This window comes from Pseudomonas sp. UBT (assembly GCF_050915955.1).
Classification (GTDB): domain Bacteria; phylum Pseudomonadota; class Gammaproteobacteria; order Pseudomonadales; family Pseudomonadaceae; genus Aquipseudomonas; species Aquipseudomonas antarctica_A.
The window spans coordinates 3,281,430-3,295,186 of the sequence record NZ_CP168079.1; the positions used below are offsets into that span (position 1 = coordinate 3,281,430).

The 13,757-nt window shown below is 59.4% G+C and carries 15 protein-coding genes; 9 read left to right on the plus strand and 6 right to left on the minus strand.

What is annotated here, in order from left to right; genetic code table 11:
- The first annotated feature begins 386 nt into the window (after positions 1-386).
- The 4 genes from rhtA to ACDZ94_RS14975 all read left to right on the plus strand — a co-directional run bounded on the left by rhtA (position 387) and on the right by ACDZ94_RS14975 (position 3,207).
- On the plus strand, positions 387-1,274 hold the full coding sequence (gene rhtA, locus ACDZ94_RS14960) for a threonine/homoserine exporter RhtA (RefSeq protein WP_259762787.1): 888 nt from the start codon (positions 387-389) through the stop codon (positions 1,272-1,274).
- Positions 1,275-1,439: 165 nt separating this feature from the next.
- Positions 1,440-1,721 carry a hypothetical protein gene (locus tag ACDZ94_RS14965; RefSeq protein WP_064451705.1) on the plus strand — a complete coding sequence of 94 codons (282 nt, stop codon included), beginning with the start codon at positions 1,440-1,442 and terminating at the stop codon, positions 1,719-1,721.
- Between the two features lie 114 nt (positions 1,722-1,835).
- Positions 1,836-2,567, plus strand: coding sequence for an SDR family oxidoreductase (locus tag ACDZ94_RS14970; protein WP_432750384.1), 732 nt, complete (start codon positions 1,836-1,838; stop codon positions 2,565-2,567).
- Positions 2,568-2,616: 49 nt separating this feature from the next.
- Positions 2,617-3,207, plus strand: a complete 591-nt coding sequence (locus tag ACDZ94_RS14975) for a 2-hydroxychromene-2-carboxylate isomerase (protein ID WP_064451703.1) — start codon at positions 2,617-2,619, stop codon at positions 3,205-3,207.
- A 62-nt stretch (positions 3,208-3,269) separates the two neighbouring features.
- Here the strand turns inward: ACDZ94_RS14975 and ACDZ94_RS14980 are convergent, their stop codons facing one another.
- The 3 genes from ACDZ94_RS14980 to ACDZ94_RS14990 all read right to left on the minus strand — a co-directional run bounded on the left by ACDZ94_RS14980 (position 3,270) and on the right by ACDZ94_RS14990 (position 6,791).
- Positions 3,270-5,078, minus strand: a complete 1,809-nt coding sequence (locus ACDZ94_RS14980) for an aminopeptidase P family protein (RefSeq protein ID WP_064451702.1) — start codon at positions 5,076-5,078, stop codon at positions 3,270-3,272.
- Positions 5,079-5,127: 49 nt separating this feature from the next.
- A complete protein-coding gene (locus tag ACDZ94_RS14985) occupies positions 5,128-6,288 on the minus strand; it encodes a cysteine desulfurase family protein (RefSeq protein WP_064451701.1) in 1,161 nt (386 codons plus the stop codon).
- Between the two features lie 233 nt (positions 6,289-6,521).
- Positions 6,522-6,791 carry a hypothetical protein gene (locus tag ACDZ94_RS14990; protein ID WP_128590215.1) on the minus strand — a complete coding sequence of 90 codons (270 nt, stop codon included), beginning with the start codon at positions 6,789-6,791 and terminating at the stop codon, positions 6,522-6,524.
- Positions 6,792-7,188: 397 nt separating this feature from the next.
- On the opposite strand from ACDZ94_RS14990, the gene msuE reads away from it, so the two are divergent.
- The 4 genes from msuE to ACDZ94_RS15010 all read left to right on the plus strand — a co-directional run bounded on the left by msuE (position 7,189) and on the right by ACDZ94_RS15010 (position 11,354).
- Positions 7,189-7,752 (plus strand): FMN reductase, encoded by a 564-nt coding sequence (gene msuE / locus ACDZ94_RS14995; protein ID WP_262667469.1) that lies wholly within the window; start codon positions 7,189-7,191, stop codon positions 7,750-7,752.
- Positions 7,753-7,761: 9 nt separating this feature from the next.
- Entirely contained in the window at positions 7,762-8,904 is a 1,143-nt protein-coding gene (ssuD, locus tag ACDZ94_RS15000; RefSeq protein ID WP_128590218.1) for an FMNH2-dependent alkanesulfonate monooxygenase, read from the plus strand.
- Between the two features lie 147 nt (positions 8,905-9,051).
- Positions 9,052-10,239, plus strand: a complete 1,188-nt coding sequence (locus ACDZ94_RS15005; protein ID WP_064451698.1) for an acyl-CoA dehydrogenase family protein — start codon at positions 9,052-9,054, stop codon at positions 10,237-10,239.
- An 11-nt stretch (positions 10,240-10,250) separates the two neighbouring features.
- Complete coding sequence (locus tag ACDZ94_RS15010; protein ID WP_064451697.1) at positions 10,251-11,354, plus strand: sigma-54 interaction domain-containing protein; 1,104 nt, start codon at positions 10,251-10,253, stop codon at positions 11,352-11,354.
- Here the strand turns inward: ACDZ94_RS15010 and ACDZ94_RS15015 are convergent.
- On the minus strand, positions 11,343-11,708 hold the full coding sequence (locus ACDZ94_RS15015; RefSeq protein ID WP_221294357.1) for an antibiotic biosynthesis monooxygenase: 366 nt from the start codon (positions 11,706-11,708) through the stop codon (positions 11,343-11,345). The two genes, ACDZ94_RS15010 and ACDZ94_RS15015, sit on opposite strands and share 12 nt — an antisense overlap.
- Before the next feature lie 100 nt (positions 11,709-11,808).
- Between ACDZ94_RS15015 and soxR the strand changes: the two genes are divergently transcribed.
- Positions 11,809-12,258 (plus strand): redox-sensitive transcriptional activator SoxR, encoded by a 450-nt coding sequence (gene soxR / locus ACDZ94_RS15020; protein ID WP_064451695.1) that lies wholly within the window; start codon positions 11,809-11,811, stop codon positions 12,256-12,258.
- 32 nt (positions 12,259-12,290) lie between these two features.
- Here soxR and ACDZ94_RS15025 read toward each other — a convergent pair whose 3' ends face one another.
- On the minus strand, positions 12,291-13,061 hold the full coding sequence (locus ACDZ94_RS15025) for a MetQ/NlpA family ABC transporter substrate-binding protein (protein ID WP_221294356.1): 771 nt from the start codon (positions 13,059-13,061) through the stop codon (positions 12,291-12,293).
- Positions 13,062-13,089: 28 nt separating this feature from the next.
- Positions 13,090-13,755 carry a methionine ABC transporter permease gene (locus ACDZ94_RS15030; RefSeq protein ID WP_064451693.1) on the minus strand — a complete coding sequence of 222 codons (666 nt, stop codon included), beginning with the start codon at positions 13,753-13,755 and terminating at the stop codon, positions 13,090-13,092.
- Positions 13,756-13,757 lie beyond the last annotated feature (2 nt).

The window sequence follows — 13,757 nt, forward strand, 5'->3', positions numbered from 1 at the left end:
TACAGCGTTACACGCTGCTGTCAACACCTCTTTTTCTCCGCTTTCGACCGAGAGGATCGAAACGTTAATAGAGCCAAACAACACTGCCCTACCAACTCCTTCTGGGCTTCGATGAACTGAAGCAACTCGCTGTCGAACTCCGCATAACTTCTTGTTTACCAAGGAGTTTTCCGTTTCGACTGCGCCGGAAGTGGGGCGAATTATAGACTTCCAGAATTTGCCGTCAACCCTTAATTTGGATTCTCTATCAAACAGTCGAAAAACCTACAAACCCCTTCTATATAGAGAGCCAAAACGAACAGCTGAGCAATATATTGCTCAAAGCAGGTCAGTTAAGCATCATACGCGTTCTGCTTCTCTACTATGACTTCGGACGAACACCCCCAATGAACACCCCACCGCGCAGCCTGGCCTCGGCATTGTTTCCAGTCGGCCTGCTGTTGATCGCCATGGCTTCCATCCAATCCGGTGCCTCGCTGGCCAAAAGCATGTTCCCCATCGTCGGCGCGCAGGGCACCACCACCCTGCGTCTGATTTTTGCCAGTGTCATCATGCTGCTTCTATTACGTCCATGGCGCGCCAAGCTGACGGCAAAGTCCCTGCGCACTGTCGTCGTCTATGGAATGGCGTTGGGCGGCATGAACTTCCTCTTCTATATGTCCTTGCGCACAGTCCCCCTGGGCATCGCCGTAGCGCTGGAATTCACAGGCCCACTCGCCGTCGCCATCTACGCCTCTCGCAGAGCTGTGGATTTTCTATGGATTGGCCTCGCGATTGCGGGCCTTCTGTTGCTGATCCCAACGGGGGAAGCCAGCAGCGGTATTGATTTGATCGGCGTCGCCTACGCACTGGGCGCAGGTGTCTGCTGGGCACTCTATATTCTGTTTGGTCAGAAGGCCGGCAACGACAACGGTGTGCAAACGGCAGCACTCGGGGTAATGATCGCCGCCTTGTTCGTTGCGCCGATCGGCATCGTGCATGCCGGTAGCGCATTACTGACGCCTGCGCTGATTCCCGTCGCCCTCGGTGTTGCCATTTTATCCACTGCCCTGCCCTATACCCTGGAAATGATCGCTCTCACCCGCCTTCCTGCCCGTACCTTCGGCACCTTGATGAGCATCGAGCCCGCATTCGGCGCGCTCTCCGGCCTGTTTTTCCTACAAGAATACTTGTCCCTCACGCAATGGATGGCGATCACTTGCATCATTCTGGCCTCCGTCGGCGCCACGCTGACCATGCGCAATGAATCCAAACCGCTGGTACCCGCGGATTGATCCTCATCGAAGGTAGCTCTGGCATTTGCCGCTCATTTAGGCCATGTTTAGGCCGTAAGCGAATGTCTTTCATGGAGAATTTCGACACGGACAGCTGAACGCTACAATCGAGAGCGCGTAAAGCCTGCATCGAGCCTTTTTGCGAAGCGGCTATTAAGGATAGTGATGAAACGAATTTTGATACTGTTAATGGTCGTGGGCATAGCTGGCTGTGCGGCGACCTCCAAGACAGAAGTGAAACGGGGCAAAAAAGGGCTGCATATCAACTGTTCAGGCCTGTCCTCTTCCTGGGACCAGTGCTACACCAGTGCAACCAATTCATGCGGTGCCAAGGGCTACCGGGTTATCGCCAAGTCCGGTGACAACTCCGAAGAGCCGGGGGACTATCCTTTCGGCATCAACCCTGCCGGCTACACCAGCCGCAGCATGATCGTCATCTGTAAATGACCGCCCGAGCAGTCCACGTCCGACTGCTCCACCCTCTTAAATTTCGCCCTCAACCCGGCCATTCGCGAAGCCGCGTCTACACTCCTGCTCGACAATCGAGCCAATGGAGTTTCCATGACACACAACAAGAAAATCGTATTGGTAGTGGGTGCCGGTGATGCAACCGGTGGCGCCATTGCCAAGCGCTTTGCCCGTGAAGGTTATGTGGCCTGCGTCACCCGTCGCAGTGCCGACAAGTTGCAGCCCTTGGTGGACAGTATCCAATCGGCGGGGGGCGAAGCTCATGGCTTTGCCTGTGATGCGCGTAAAGAGGAAGACGTGATCGCATTGATCGAACAGATCGAAACCGAACTGGGGCCCATCGAAGCATTCGTCTTTAACATCGGCGCCAACGTGCCTTGCAGCATCCTGGAAGAGACCGCCCGCAAATACTTCAAGATATGGGAGATGGCCTGCTTCTCCGGTTTCCTGAATGCTCGCGAAGTCGCCAAACGTATGGTGACCCGTAACCGAGGCACCATCCTGTTCACCGGCGCCACCGCCGGGCTGCGCGGTGCGGCAGGGTTTGCCGCATTTGCCGGCGCCAAGCACGGCATACGCGCCCTCTCACAAAGCATGGCGAGAGAATTGGGCCCCAGGAATATCCATGTCGCCCATGTGGTGGTTGACGGCGCTATCGACACCGACTTCATTCGCGACAATTTTCCGCAGAAATACGCCCTGAAAGATCAGGACGGCATCCTCAATCCCGAACACATCGCCGACAACTATTGGTACCTGCACAGCCAACCACGCGACGCCTGGACCTTTGAGTTGGACCTGCGCCCCTGGAATGAACCCTGGTAGGCGCGTCTACCGCCCAATAAAGAACAACAATAAGCAGCGAGTATCGACCATGAGTAAAACCCTGGAATTCTTCTTTGACCTCGGCAGCCCGGCCACTTACCTGGCCTACACCCAACTGCCGGCTTTATGCGCCGAAACCGGCACGCAACTGGTCTATCAGCCGATGCTGTTGGGTGGCGTGTTCAAGGCCACTGGCAACGCCTCGCCAATCACCGTGCCAGCCAAAGGTCGTTACATGTTCAATGACCTGGCGCGATACGCCAAACGCTACAACGTGCCGCTCAAGTTCAACCCGCACTTCCCCATCAACACCTTGGTGCTGATGCGAGCCGTTACCGGTATACAACTACGTCAGCCAGAACGCTTCCAGGCCTTCATCGACTGCCTTTTCCGCGCCCTTTGGGTCGAAGGTTGCAACCTGGGCGATCCGGCTGGCGTGGCTGCGGTTCTGACCGAAGCAGGTTTCGACCCTGAGGAAGTGCTGGCCCTGGCCAACGATGAAAGCGTAAAAACAGCCCTCAAGGACAAAACCGAAGAAGCCATTCAGCGCGGCGTTTTCGGGGCGCCCAGCATGTTTGTAGGCAATGACATGTTCTTCGGTCAGGACCGTCTGGAATTTGTGCGCGAAGCCCTAAGCTAGACATTGATAGCCAACCGACCTTGAACGCCGCTTGCGAGCAAATCGCAAGCGGCGCTTACCGATCAAATAGCCGCGGTACGCACCTGCAGCCACTCCAACGCAGCACCGCTGAGCAATGGGCTCAAACGCTCACGCACTTCGGCGTGGTAGGCGTTGAACCACTCGCGTTCGTCCACCGTCAGCAACGATGGCTCCAGGCAACGCGTGTCGATTGGGCACAAGGTCAGCGTTTCAAACTTGAGGAACTCACCAAACTCGGTCTTGCCGGCTTCACGGTTCAATACCAGGTTCTCAATGCGCACACCCCAACGACCTGGGCGATAAGTGCCCGGCTCAATCGAAGTAATCATCCCCGGCTGCATCGCCGTCTGCGGCGCAGTGGCGGCCTGGTAGGCGATCACCTGCGGGCCTTCATGCACATTCAAGAAATAGCCTACGCCGTGACCCGTACCATGGCCGTAGTCCACACCTTCAGCCCAGATCGGCGCACGCGCAATCGAATCCAGCAACGGCGACAGAATGCCCTTGGGGAAGTGTGCACGAGACAGCGCAATCACGCCCTTGAGGACCCGCGTGCAGTCGCGTTTCTGCTCCTCACTCGGCGTGCCGATCGGCACCATCCGCGTGATATCCGTGGTGCCGCCCAGGTATTGGCCGCCCGAGTCAATCAACAGCAAACCATCGCCTTCGATCAGCGCATGCTCTTCTTCAGTGGCGTGGTAATGCGGCATCGCACCGTTGGCATTGAATGCAGCAATGGTGTTGAAACTCAGCGATACATAATCAGGGCGACGGGTGCGTGCTGCCGTCAGGTGTTCATCGATGGTCAGCTCGGTGATGCGCTCGCGGCCCAACGCACTGTCCAACCAAGCGAAGAATTCGCACAACGCCGCACCATCCTGCTCCATGGCCCGGCGGATATGCTCCGCGTCAGCCAGGCTCTTGCGGGATTTGGCCAGCGTAGTCGGGTTCAGCCCCTCGACCAGTTTGACGCCCGCGTCGAGGTTCTCCAGCAACCCGGTGGTTACACGCGCCGGATCAACTTGCAAGCTGGCACCCGACGGCACGGCACGCAGCGCATCCGCCACTTCGCTATAGTCGCGCAAGGTCACGCCATCCTGCTCCAGTATCGCGCGCAGTTCGGCATCGACCTTGCTCAGCGCGACAAACAAAGTGGCCTGCTGCTGATTGATCAGGGCAAAGGACACGAACACCGGGTTGAACGACACATCACCGCCACGCAGGTTGAACAACCAGGCGATGTCATCCAGGGTGGCGATGAAATGCCAGTCGGCGCCCTTCTCTTTCAGGCTGGCGCGCAGGGCGCTGAGTTTTTCGCCACGGCTGACGGTGGCCTGCGGGGGCAGATGTTGATAGATCGGCTGGGCCGGCAACGCGGGGCGGTCGTGCCAGGCTTCATTCAGCACGTCGATATCGGTACGCAAGCGCGCGCCGCGCTCCGCCAGCTTGCCGCCCAGGGTACGCGCCGACGCCACGGCCATCACCGCACCATCCACCGCCACCACACCGCCTTCCGGGGTGTGTTCGGCCAGCCATTCCAGGGGGCCGGGCTGGCCCGGTTGCAACTTCACCAGCTCGATACCACTGCCCTTGAGTTCCTTGGTCGCCTGTTCCCAGTAACGGCTGTCGGCCCAAACACCGGCGAAATCTGCGGTGACAATCAACGTCCCTACCGAGCCATAAAAGCCGGACAACCATTGCCGCCCCTGCCAGTAACCCGGCAAGTACTCGGACAAATGCGGGTCGGCCGACGGCACCAACAGGGCGTTGATGCCCTCGCGGCTCATCAGTTCGCGGGTAAGCGCCAGGCGCTGGGGAACGGTTCCATGGGTCAAAGGCTGAGTGCTCATTGTGTCTCCTGCTAACCACTAATAATTGTTATGTACTGCGCATGACAAATCAGACGGCCCAGAACGCCGGTGCACTGGCGAGTGCGGCCTTGATCAATTGCACGGCCTGGTCGATGTCCTGCTCGGTGGTGAACCGACCCAGGCTCAAGCGAATGGTGCGGCCGGCGCTACGTGCGTCATGGCCAAGGGCAAGAAGCACGTGGGACGGCGCATTGCTCGCCGAGTTGCACGCCGAGGTTGCCGAAAAGGCGATGCCTGCGCTCAATGCGGAGGAATTGAATTCACCTTCACTGAACGTGAGGCTGAGCGTATGTGGAATGCGCTGCGTAGGGCTGCCATTGAGGCGCACACCCGCTACCGACTCCAACTGATCCAACAGGCGCTGACGCAAGGCGACGATAGTGGCCTTTTCTGCTGAGAACGACGCTGCCGCCAAAGCGAACGCGGTGCCCATACCCGCAATCTGGTGTGTCGCCAGCGTGCCGGAGCGCAACCCGCCCTCGTGGCCACCGCCGTGAATCTGCGCCAACACTTTCTGCTGGGCACGAGGGCCCACGTACAACGCACCGATGCCCTTGGGGCCGTAAAGCTTGTGCGCGGAAAACGACATCAAATCCACCGGCCACTCAGCCAGGTCGATCGCTACCTTGCCCGCACCTTGCGCCGCATCCACATGCAGCAACGCACCATGCTCACGCACCCGCGCGCCAATGGCGGGGATATCGTTCAGAGTGCCCAACTCATTGTTCACGAGCATCAAGGACACCAGAAAGGTGTCTTCGCGCAGCGCTTCGCTCACCGCTTCGGCGCTGATCAGCCCTTCGGCATCCGGCACCAGGTAGGTCACGGCCACCCCGGCTTCCTGCAGTTGCCGCGCAGTGTCCAGCGTGGCTTTGTGTTCGATCTGGCTGGTGATGACATGCCCACCTGCCACACCACGCGCCTGGGCCACGCCCTTGATCGCGAGGTTGTTGGATTCAGTGGCGCCGGACGTCCAGACGATCTGCTCGGGCTGGGCACCGACCAACTCGGCCACCTGGCGGCGCGACTGTTCAACCGTTTGCCGGGCCGCTTGGCCGAACGCATGGGAACTGGACGCAGGGTTACCAAAGTTGGCATTGAAGCCCAGGCACTCGACCATCACCTGGATGACCCGCTCATCCACCGGCGTGGTGGCGGCGTAGTCGAAATACAACGGACGTTTATTCATGACGTTTAAGACTCGCAGAGCGTATTCCCAAGAGCAGCGTCTCGGGGGCATGGACCGGAACAGAGGTCGTCAGGTTTAACCGATCGAATGCCATTAAAGAAGGACCACTTTATTTAAATGTGCGTAGGAACGCTCCTGAAATTCAGCTTAACAGGCTGAAGTAACCCCATGGCAAACAAAAAGCCCGAGGTTCCTTAAGGGAATCCTCGGGCTTTTTACCGCTCGGCGCGGGCTCAACTGGGACGACCATGCAACACCACACTGCGTTCAGCGTTCATTTCACCCTGGTGATCAAAGCCGAAGGGCTTCTGCGGCTGGCCGGTCAGTGCCGCGCGCTGCTGCTGATACTCATCAAAGGACAGGCCACGACGGCCCAAGGCCTCCAAAGCCAATTGCTTGGTTTCTTCTGCGGTGTAGGGGCGCGATTCTGGTGATGGATGGGTCGCACAACCGGCGAGGACGGAGCTGACAACTATTAAGGAAACAGCCAGAAAATGGTTCATGGTGAAGGCCCTGCGAAGGAGGTTTCGAGTCAATGAACACAGGCTACTCCCGCCCTCGCACGGTGAAAAATCACCGTCCGTGATAGTCGCTATCAACCGTTCAGACCCCTTCGATAGGGCGAAAGGCATATTCATTTAAGATCTATAAATATGGAAATACGTTCATTTACGGAATAACCGTAACCCTCTATAACTGGCTGCACACCGACTAACACTGTTCGCCACGCAACTGTTGCCCACGCAACAGTCATTCAACAAAACACCAGGCCGACAACAGCAGCTTTTTCAGCAGTGAGCTCGCAGCCCATGTAAATCAAGGCTTCCAGCCGTTGGTACAGCTCTTGCTCAGACGTTTCACTTCTCTTGCAATGAACCACTGTTGAAAAAGGAACTGTTCATGACCCGTCCCCTGAATGTCGTTGCCCTCTCCGGCGGAACCTGGCGCCCCTCCCGCACATTGGTGCTGACCCAAGCCGTGCTGGCCGAACTGGCGAGCCTGCTGCCAATCCAGACCACACTGATCGAACTGGGCGACATCGCCCGGCCATTGGGCGGTGCCCTGTCGCGTGACGAACTGCCGGCCGAGGTCGAATCCCAACTGTTGGCCATCGAACAGGCCGACCTGCTGATCGTCGCCGCACCGGTCTATCGCGGCTCCTACCCTGGCCTGCTCAAACACCTGTTCGATCTGGTCGGCCTGAACGCGTTGATCAACACACCGGTGTTGCTCGCGGCCACCGGCGGTAGCGAACGCCACGCACTGGTCCTCGAGCACCAACTGCGCCCGCTGTTCAGCTTCTTCCAAGCGCTGACCTTGCCGATCGGCGTGTACGCCACTGAAGCTGATTTCACCGACTACCAAATAACCAGCGAGCCCTTGAAGGGCCGCATCCGCCTTGCCGCAGAACGCGCAGCGCCACTGTTTGCCGCGCACTCTCCTTCTCTGCTGAAAATCGCTTAAGGATTTGTCATGGATGTTTTCTGGTTTCTGCCAACGCACGGCGACGGTCATTACCTGGGCACCACCCAAGGGGCACGGCCGGTCACCCTCAACTATCTGAAACAAGTCGCACAAGCAGCTGACAGCCTCGGTTACTACGGCGTGTTGATTCCTACCGGCCGCTCGTGCGAAGACTCCTGGGTTATCGCCTCAGCGCTGGTACCGCTGACTGAACGCCTGCGTTATCTGGTCGCCATTCGCCCGGGCATTATCTCGCCCACGGTCTCGGCGCGCATGGCCGCTACCCTGGATCGCCTGTCCAACGGCCGCTTGCTGATCAACGTGGTGACCGGCGGCGACCCCGACGAAAACCGGGGCGACGGCAGTTTCCTCGACCACAGCGAACGCTACGAAGTCTCAGACGAGTTCCTGCAGATCTGGCGCCGAGTGTTGCAGGGCGAATCGGTGGACTTCGAAGGCAAACACCTGCGCGTACAGAATGCCAAGGCCCTTTACCCACCGGTGCAGAAGCCGTATCCGCCGCTGTACTTCGGCGGTTCTTCCGACGCCGCCCACGACCTGGCCGCCGAACAGGTCGACGTATACCTGACCTGGGGCGAGCCGCCCGCCGCTGTTGCGGAAAAACTCGCGGATGTCCGCGAACGTGCCGCCCGCCACGGCCGTACCGTGAAGTTCGGCATCCGCCTGCACGTGATCGTGCGCGAGACCGAAGAAGACGCCTGGAAAGCCGCCGACAAACTGATCGAGCACATCAGCGACGAAACCATCGCCGCCGCGCAAAAATCCTTCTCGCGCTTTGACTCCGAAGGCCAGCGCCGTATGGCCGCCTTGCACGACGGGCGCCGCGACAACCTGGAAATCGCCCCCAACTTGTGGGCCGGCGTCGGCCTGGTACGCGGCGGTGCCGGCACGGCACTGGTCGGTAACCCGCAGCAGGTGGCCGAGCGCATCAAAGAGTACGCCGACCTGGGCATCGAGAGTTTCATCTTCTCCGGCTACCCACACCTGGAAGAAGCCTATCGCTTTGCCGAGTTGGTGTTCCCCCTGTTGCCGGAACCCTACGCCAGCCTTGCCGGGCGTGGCGTCACCAACCTCACGGGCCCGTTTGGCGAAATGATTGCCAATGATGTGCTGCCCACAACGAAGGCCTGAGCGCGCTGAATCTGCTTTATGGGGAGCGGGCTTGCTCGCGAATACGTCAGTTCAGTTAATTCATTTGCCATCTGACACACGGCTTTCGCGAGCAAGCCCGCTCCCACATTTGGCCTTCATCGCCAAACCGATATTGAGGAACATCGTGTGACAGCCAAACCCCACAGCGTCCTGCCATCGCCGTTGCAGACCGCCAAACTGCTGGCCGCCGAATTTGCCCTCACCGCCGTCGAGCGCGATGAGCGTGGCGGCACACCGAAAACCGAACGGGACGCCCTGCGCCAAAGCGGCCTGCTGGCCTTGAGCATTCCCACCCAATACGGTGGCCTCGGTGCACGCTGGAGCGAAACCCTGGGCATCGTTCGCGAGTTCGCCAAGGTCGACAGCTCCATCGCGCACGTCTTCGGTTTCCACCACCTGATGCTCGCCACCGTGCGCCTGTTTGCGCGTCCGGACCAATGGCAGCCCTGGTTCGAACAGACCGCACGCAAAAACTGGTTCTGGGGCAACGCCCTCAACCCGCTGGACACGCGCACGGTGGTCAAGGATTTTGGCGGCTGGCGTGAATTCTCCGGCAAGAAGAGCTTCTGCTCCGGTGCCAGCGATTCGGAAATGCTGATTGCCTCAGCCGTGGATGAAAGCGCTGGCGGCAAACTGCTGATTGCCGCCATTCCCAGCGGGCGCAGTGGCATCACCCTACATAACGACTGGAACAACATCGGCCAGCGTCAGACCGACAGCGGCAGCGCCAGCTTCGAACGGGTACGCGTCGAGGAGTCGGAATTGCTGCTCGACCCAGGCCCACTGAGCACGCCCTTCGCCTGCCTGCGCCCGCTGATCGCGCAACTGACCTTCACGCATATGTTTCTCGGCATTGCCGAGGGCGCATTTGAAGAAGCGCGCCATTACACCCTGACCGAAACCCGTTCATGGCATAAATCCTCGGCCGACAACGTGCGCCAGGACCCTTACGTCCTGCACCATTACGGCGAGTTCTGGGTAGCCTTGGAAGGCGTGCGCCTGCTGGTGGAACGCGCTGCCGAGCTGCTCGATCAGGCCTGGGCCAAAGGCCCCAACCTCAGTGAACACGAACGCGGCCAACTGGCCATTGCGATCGCCACCGCGAAAGTCGCCGCCACCCGCCAAGGCCTGGAGTTGTGCAGCCGTCTGTTTGAAGTCACCGGCGCGCGCTCCACCCACGCCTCGCTGCGCCTGGACCGCCACTGGCGCAATCTGCGCACGCAAACTTTGCACGACCCGGTGGACTACAAGCTCCACGAACTCGGGGACTGGGCGCTCAACCAGTCTCTGCCGATTCCAACGTTCTACTCTTAAGAGAGGTGCCCATGCAGCTTTTAACCTTACCGCCCTCGCCCGCCCTCGCGACGTCGATTCGCGCCACGGCCCAGGTCTTCGAAGACCCGAAATCCCAGGCGCTGCTCGATCACATCCAGCAAGTGGCACCCAGCGAAGCCAGCGTGCTGATCATCGGCGAGACCGGCACCGGTAAAGAGCTGGTGGCGCGCCATATTCATAACCTCAGCGCACGGCGCAACCGGCCGTTCGTGGCGGTGAATTGCGGGGCATTTTCCGAATCGCTGGTGGAGGCCGAACTGTTCGGCCATGAAAAGGGCGCCTTTACCGGCGCGCTCAGCGCCAAGGCCGGCTGGTTCGAAGAAGCCGATGGCGGCACTTTGTTCCTGGATGAGATCGGCGACTTGCCGATGGCGATCCAGGTCAAACTGTTGCGCGTATTACAGGAACGCGAGGTGGTGCGCCTGGGTTCGCGCAAAAGCATTCCCATCGACGTGCGCGTGCTGGCAGCGACCAACGTGCAACTGGAAAAGGCGATTAATGCCGGGCACTTTCGCGAAGACCTCTACTACCGCCTCGACGTGGTCAGCCTCGAGCTCAGCCCGCTGCGCGAGCGCCCCGGCGACATCCTGCCACTGACCCGGCATTTCATCGAAGCCTACAGCCAGCGCCTGGGCTATGGCCCGATCACCATCAGCCGCGAGGCCGAACACAAGCTCAAAAGCTACAGCTGGCCGGGCAATATTCGCGAGCTGGAAAACGTGATTCACCACACCCTGCTGATCTGCCGCAACGGCGTGATCGAACGCGATGATCTGCGCCTGTCGAACCTGCGCATCGAGCGCCAGGACGACAGCCAGCACGGCAGCGATAACAGCGCAGAAGCGTTGCTGGCGCGCGCCTTTCAAAAGCTGTTCGAGGAACAGGCCGGCGCCCTGCATGAAAAGGTCGAGGATGCGTTATTGCGCGCCGCCTACCGCTTCAGCCATTACAACCAGGTGCACACCGCCAGCCTGCTGGGCCTGAGCCGCAACGTCACGCGCACACGCCTGATCAAGATCGGCGAGTTGGCGGTGAACAAACGCCGCCCAGGGGAGAACGTGCAAGGCGAGCGGATGCTGCACTTATCCATTTAGGCGACAGTGCAACGCGTTGTCATGACTGCGCTCAAAGCTGCGCAGCACCTGGAACGAACCAAAGGTCACCGCCGTGGCCTGGTGGGCGCGAATCAGCGTCCAGAAATCTTCCTCGCCGTGCTCAAAACATTCAAACGCCGCCTCACCGTCCTCGCGGGAGCGCCATTGCAGGTAATTGAGCACCCGCCGCCCGTCTTCACTGACCTGCACACTCGCATTGATAAAGCCGCCGTGGCCTTGGGCCAGGCGCTCGCTTTGGGTAGACAAGGCCGCTACCAGGGCGAACTGCTGCCGGGGCTCGATCTGAAACTCGATCAATTGAGTGAAGCTGCGATTCTTCTCTGATACCTGCATGAACACTCCCCTTTCTCTGTAAGCAGAATCTTGCGATTCGATGCCACGCAGGGTAAAACCTCTAGTTAAGTCAAGGTCAAGCATTGATTCGGAGTTTTTCATGCTCACTAAAGAACTCACCGTCGGCCAACTGGCCGCCCGCAGTGGCGTAGCGGTCACGGCTCTGCACTTCTATGAATCCAAGGGCCTGATCAAGAGCAATCGCAATGCGGGCAACCAGCGGCGCTACCCACGGGATGTGTTGCGGCGGGTGGTGGTGATCAAGATTGCCCAGCGCTTGGGGATTGCGCTGGCGACCATTGGCGAGGCATTGCAGACCTTGCCGGATGAGCGCACTCCTACGAAGCAGGATTGGGAACGTTTGTCGGCGCTGTGGCGAGAGGACCTGGATGATCGCATCAACAAGTTGTTGCTGCTGCGCGACAAACTCAGTGGGTGCATTGGGTGTGGGTGCCTGTCGTTGGACGCGTGCCCCTTGCGTAATCAGGATGATCAACTCGGGGAGCGTGGGCCGGGTGCCCATTTGCTGGAGCCCACCACCGCATCTTGACTTGGGAATGCGATCAATGTGATTTGCCAGGCTCAGAAGCCTGGGGCAATCTGGCCTTTGTAGCGCGTCAAAATGAACTGGCGCACTGCCTCGGAATTCAACGCCTTGGCCAACTTCTGAATACCCGGGTCGTTGATATTGTCCGGTCGCGCAACCAGGTACTCGACGTACAGCGATTTACCCTTCTCCACAATCAACGCGCTGTTGGTATCGATCCCCGCTTCCAACGCGTAATTGGCAAACACAAATGCCAGGTCCACCTGGCTCACCGAGCGCGCGAGCAAGGCGCCTTCCAGTTCGCGGATTTTCAGGTGCTTGGGGTTCTGCGCGATATCGCGCGGTGTGCTCAAGGTGTTGCTTGGGTCCTTGAGTTTGATCAGCCCGGCTTCATCCAGCAGCACCAGCGCGCGCCCGGTGTTGACCGGATCGTTGGGGATCGACACGGTGGCGCCGTCCTTGAGCTCAGCAATGTTTTTGATCCGCGTCGAGTAAGCACCAAACGGTTCGATATGCACACCCACCACCGGCACCAGGTCGGTGTGGCGAGTCTTGTTGTAATCATCCAGAAACGGGCGGTACTGGTAATAGTTGGCGTCGATGTTTTTCAGCGCCAATTGCTGGTTGGGCTGGATAAAGTCGGTGAAGACTTTGATTTGCAAATCCACACCTTCCTTGGCCAATACCGGTTTGACGAACTCGAGGATTTCCGCGTGAGGTACAGGGGTCGCGCCCACCACCAATTTCTCGTTGGCGAACGCATTGAACGACAGGACAGCAGCCAAAATGGCCAGGGACTTTTTCATGCATGCTCCAAGGTTAGCTTTATAAGAATTAACGGCGGCTATAACGCGCTACCAAACGGTCACCCGTCATCTGCAGGGCCTGCACCAGCACCAGCAAAAGCACCACGGTGACCACCATTACGTCGGTCTGGAAACGCTGATAGCCATAGCGAATCGCCAGGTCACCGAGGCCACCCCCGCCGATCACCCCAGCCATGGCGGTGTAGTCCACCAGCACAATTGCGGTCACGGTCACCGCCGCCAGCAACCCACCGCGAGCCTCCGGCAACAGCGTGTGGCGGACTACCTGCCAGGTACTGGCGCCCATGGACTGGGTTGCCTCCACCACACCGCGGTCCACCTCGCGCAACGCGGTTTCCACCAGCCGCGCAAAAAACGGGGTGCAGCCCACCACCAGCGGCGGGATGGTGCCCGGCACGCCGAGGGACGTGCCGACCAGCAACGTGGTCAGCGGGATCAACACAATCAGCAGGATGATGAACGGCAGCGACCGCAGCACGTTGACCACCACTGACAGCAACCGATACACCACCAGCGCTTCGTGCAACTGGCGCTTGCCGGTGAGAAACAGCAGCACGCCGAGCGGCAACCCCAGCAGCACGGTAAAACCCAGCGCGGCGCCGAGCATGCTCAGGGTTTCCAGGCAGGCTTGGCCGATGTCAGCCCAATAGATGTTTTTAAATAACTCGGCCATGC

Excerpts from the sequence above, each read along its gene's own strand:
- rhtA (WP_259762787.1), top strand. The coding sequence starts at position 387 with ATGAACACCCCACCGCGCAGCCTGGCCTCGGCATTGTTTCCAGTCGGC.
- ACDZ94_RS14965 (WP_064451705.1), top strand. The coding sequence starts at position 1,440 with ATGAAACGAATTTTGATACTGTTAATGGTCGTGGGCATAGCTGGCTGT.
- ACDZ94_RS14970 (WP_432750384.1), top strand. The coding sequence starts at position 1,836 with ATGACACACAACAAGAAAATCGTATTGGTAGTGGGTGCCGGTGATGCA.
- ACDZ94_RS14975 (WP_064451703.1), top strand. The coding sequence starts at position 2,617 with ATGAGTAAAACCCTGGAATTCTTCTTTGACCTCGGCAGCCCGGCCACT.
- ACDZ94_RS14980 (WP_064451702.1), bottom strand. The coding sequence starts at position 5,078 with ATGAGCACTCAGCCTTTGACCCATGGAACCGTTCCCCAGCGCCTGGCG.
- ACDZ94_RS14985 (WP_064451701.1), bottom strand. The coding sequence starts at position 6,288 with ATGAATAAACGTCCGTTGTATTTCGACTACGCCGCCACCACGCCGGTG.
- ACDZ94_RS14990 (WP_128590215.1), bottom strand. The coding sequence starts at position 6,791 with ATGAACCATTTTCTGGCTGTTTCCTTAATAGTTGTCAGCTCCGTCCTC.
- msuE (WP_262667469.1), top strand. The coding sequence starts at position 7,189 with ATGACCCGTCCCCTGAATGTCGTTGCCCTCTCCGGCGGAACCTGGCGC.
- ssuD (WP_128590218.1), top strand. The coding sequence starts at position 7,762 with ATGGATGTTTTCTGGTTTCTGCCAACGCACGGCGACGGTCATTACCTG.
- ACDZ94_RS15010 (WP_064451697.1), top strand. The coding sequence starts at position 10,251 with ATGCAGCTTTTAACCTTACCGCCCTCGCCCGCCCTCGCGACGTCGATT.
- ACDZ94_RS15015 (WP_221294357.1), bottom strand. The coding sequence starts at position 11,708 with ATGCAGGTATCAGAGAAGAATCGCAGCTTCACTCAATTGATCGAGTTT.
- soxR (WP_064451695.1), top strand. The coding sequence starts at position 11,809 with ATGCTCACTAAAGAACTCACCGTCGGCCAACTGGCCGCCCGCAGTGGC.
- ACDZ94_RS15025 (WP_221294356.1), bottom strand. The coding sequence starts at position 13,061 with ATGAAAAAGTCCCTGGCCATTTTGGCTGCTGTCCTGTCGTTCAATGCG.
- ACDZ94_RS15030 (WP_064451693.1), bottom strand. The coding sequence starts at position 13,755 with ATGGCCGAGTTATTTAAAAACATCTATTGGGCTGACATCGGCCAAGCC.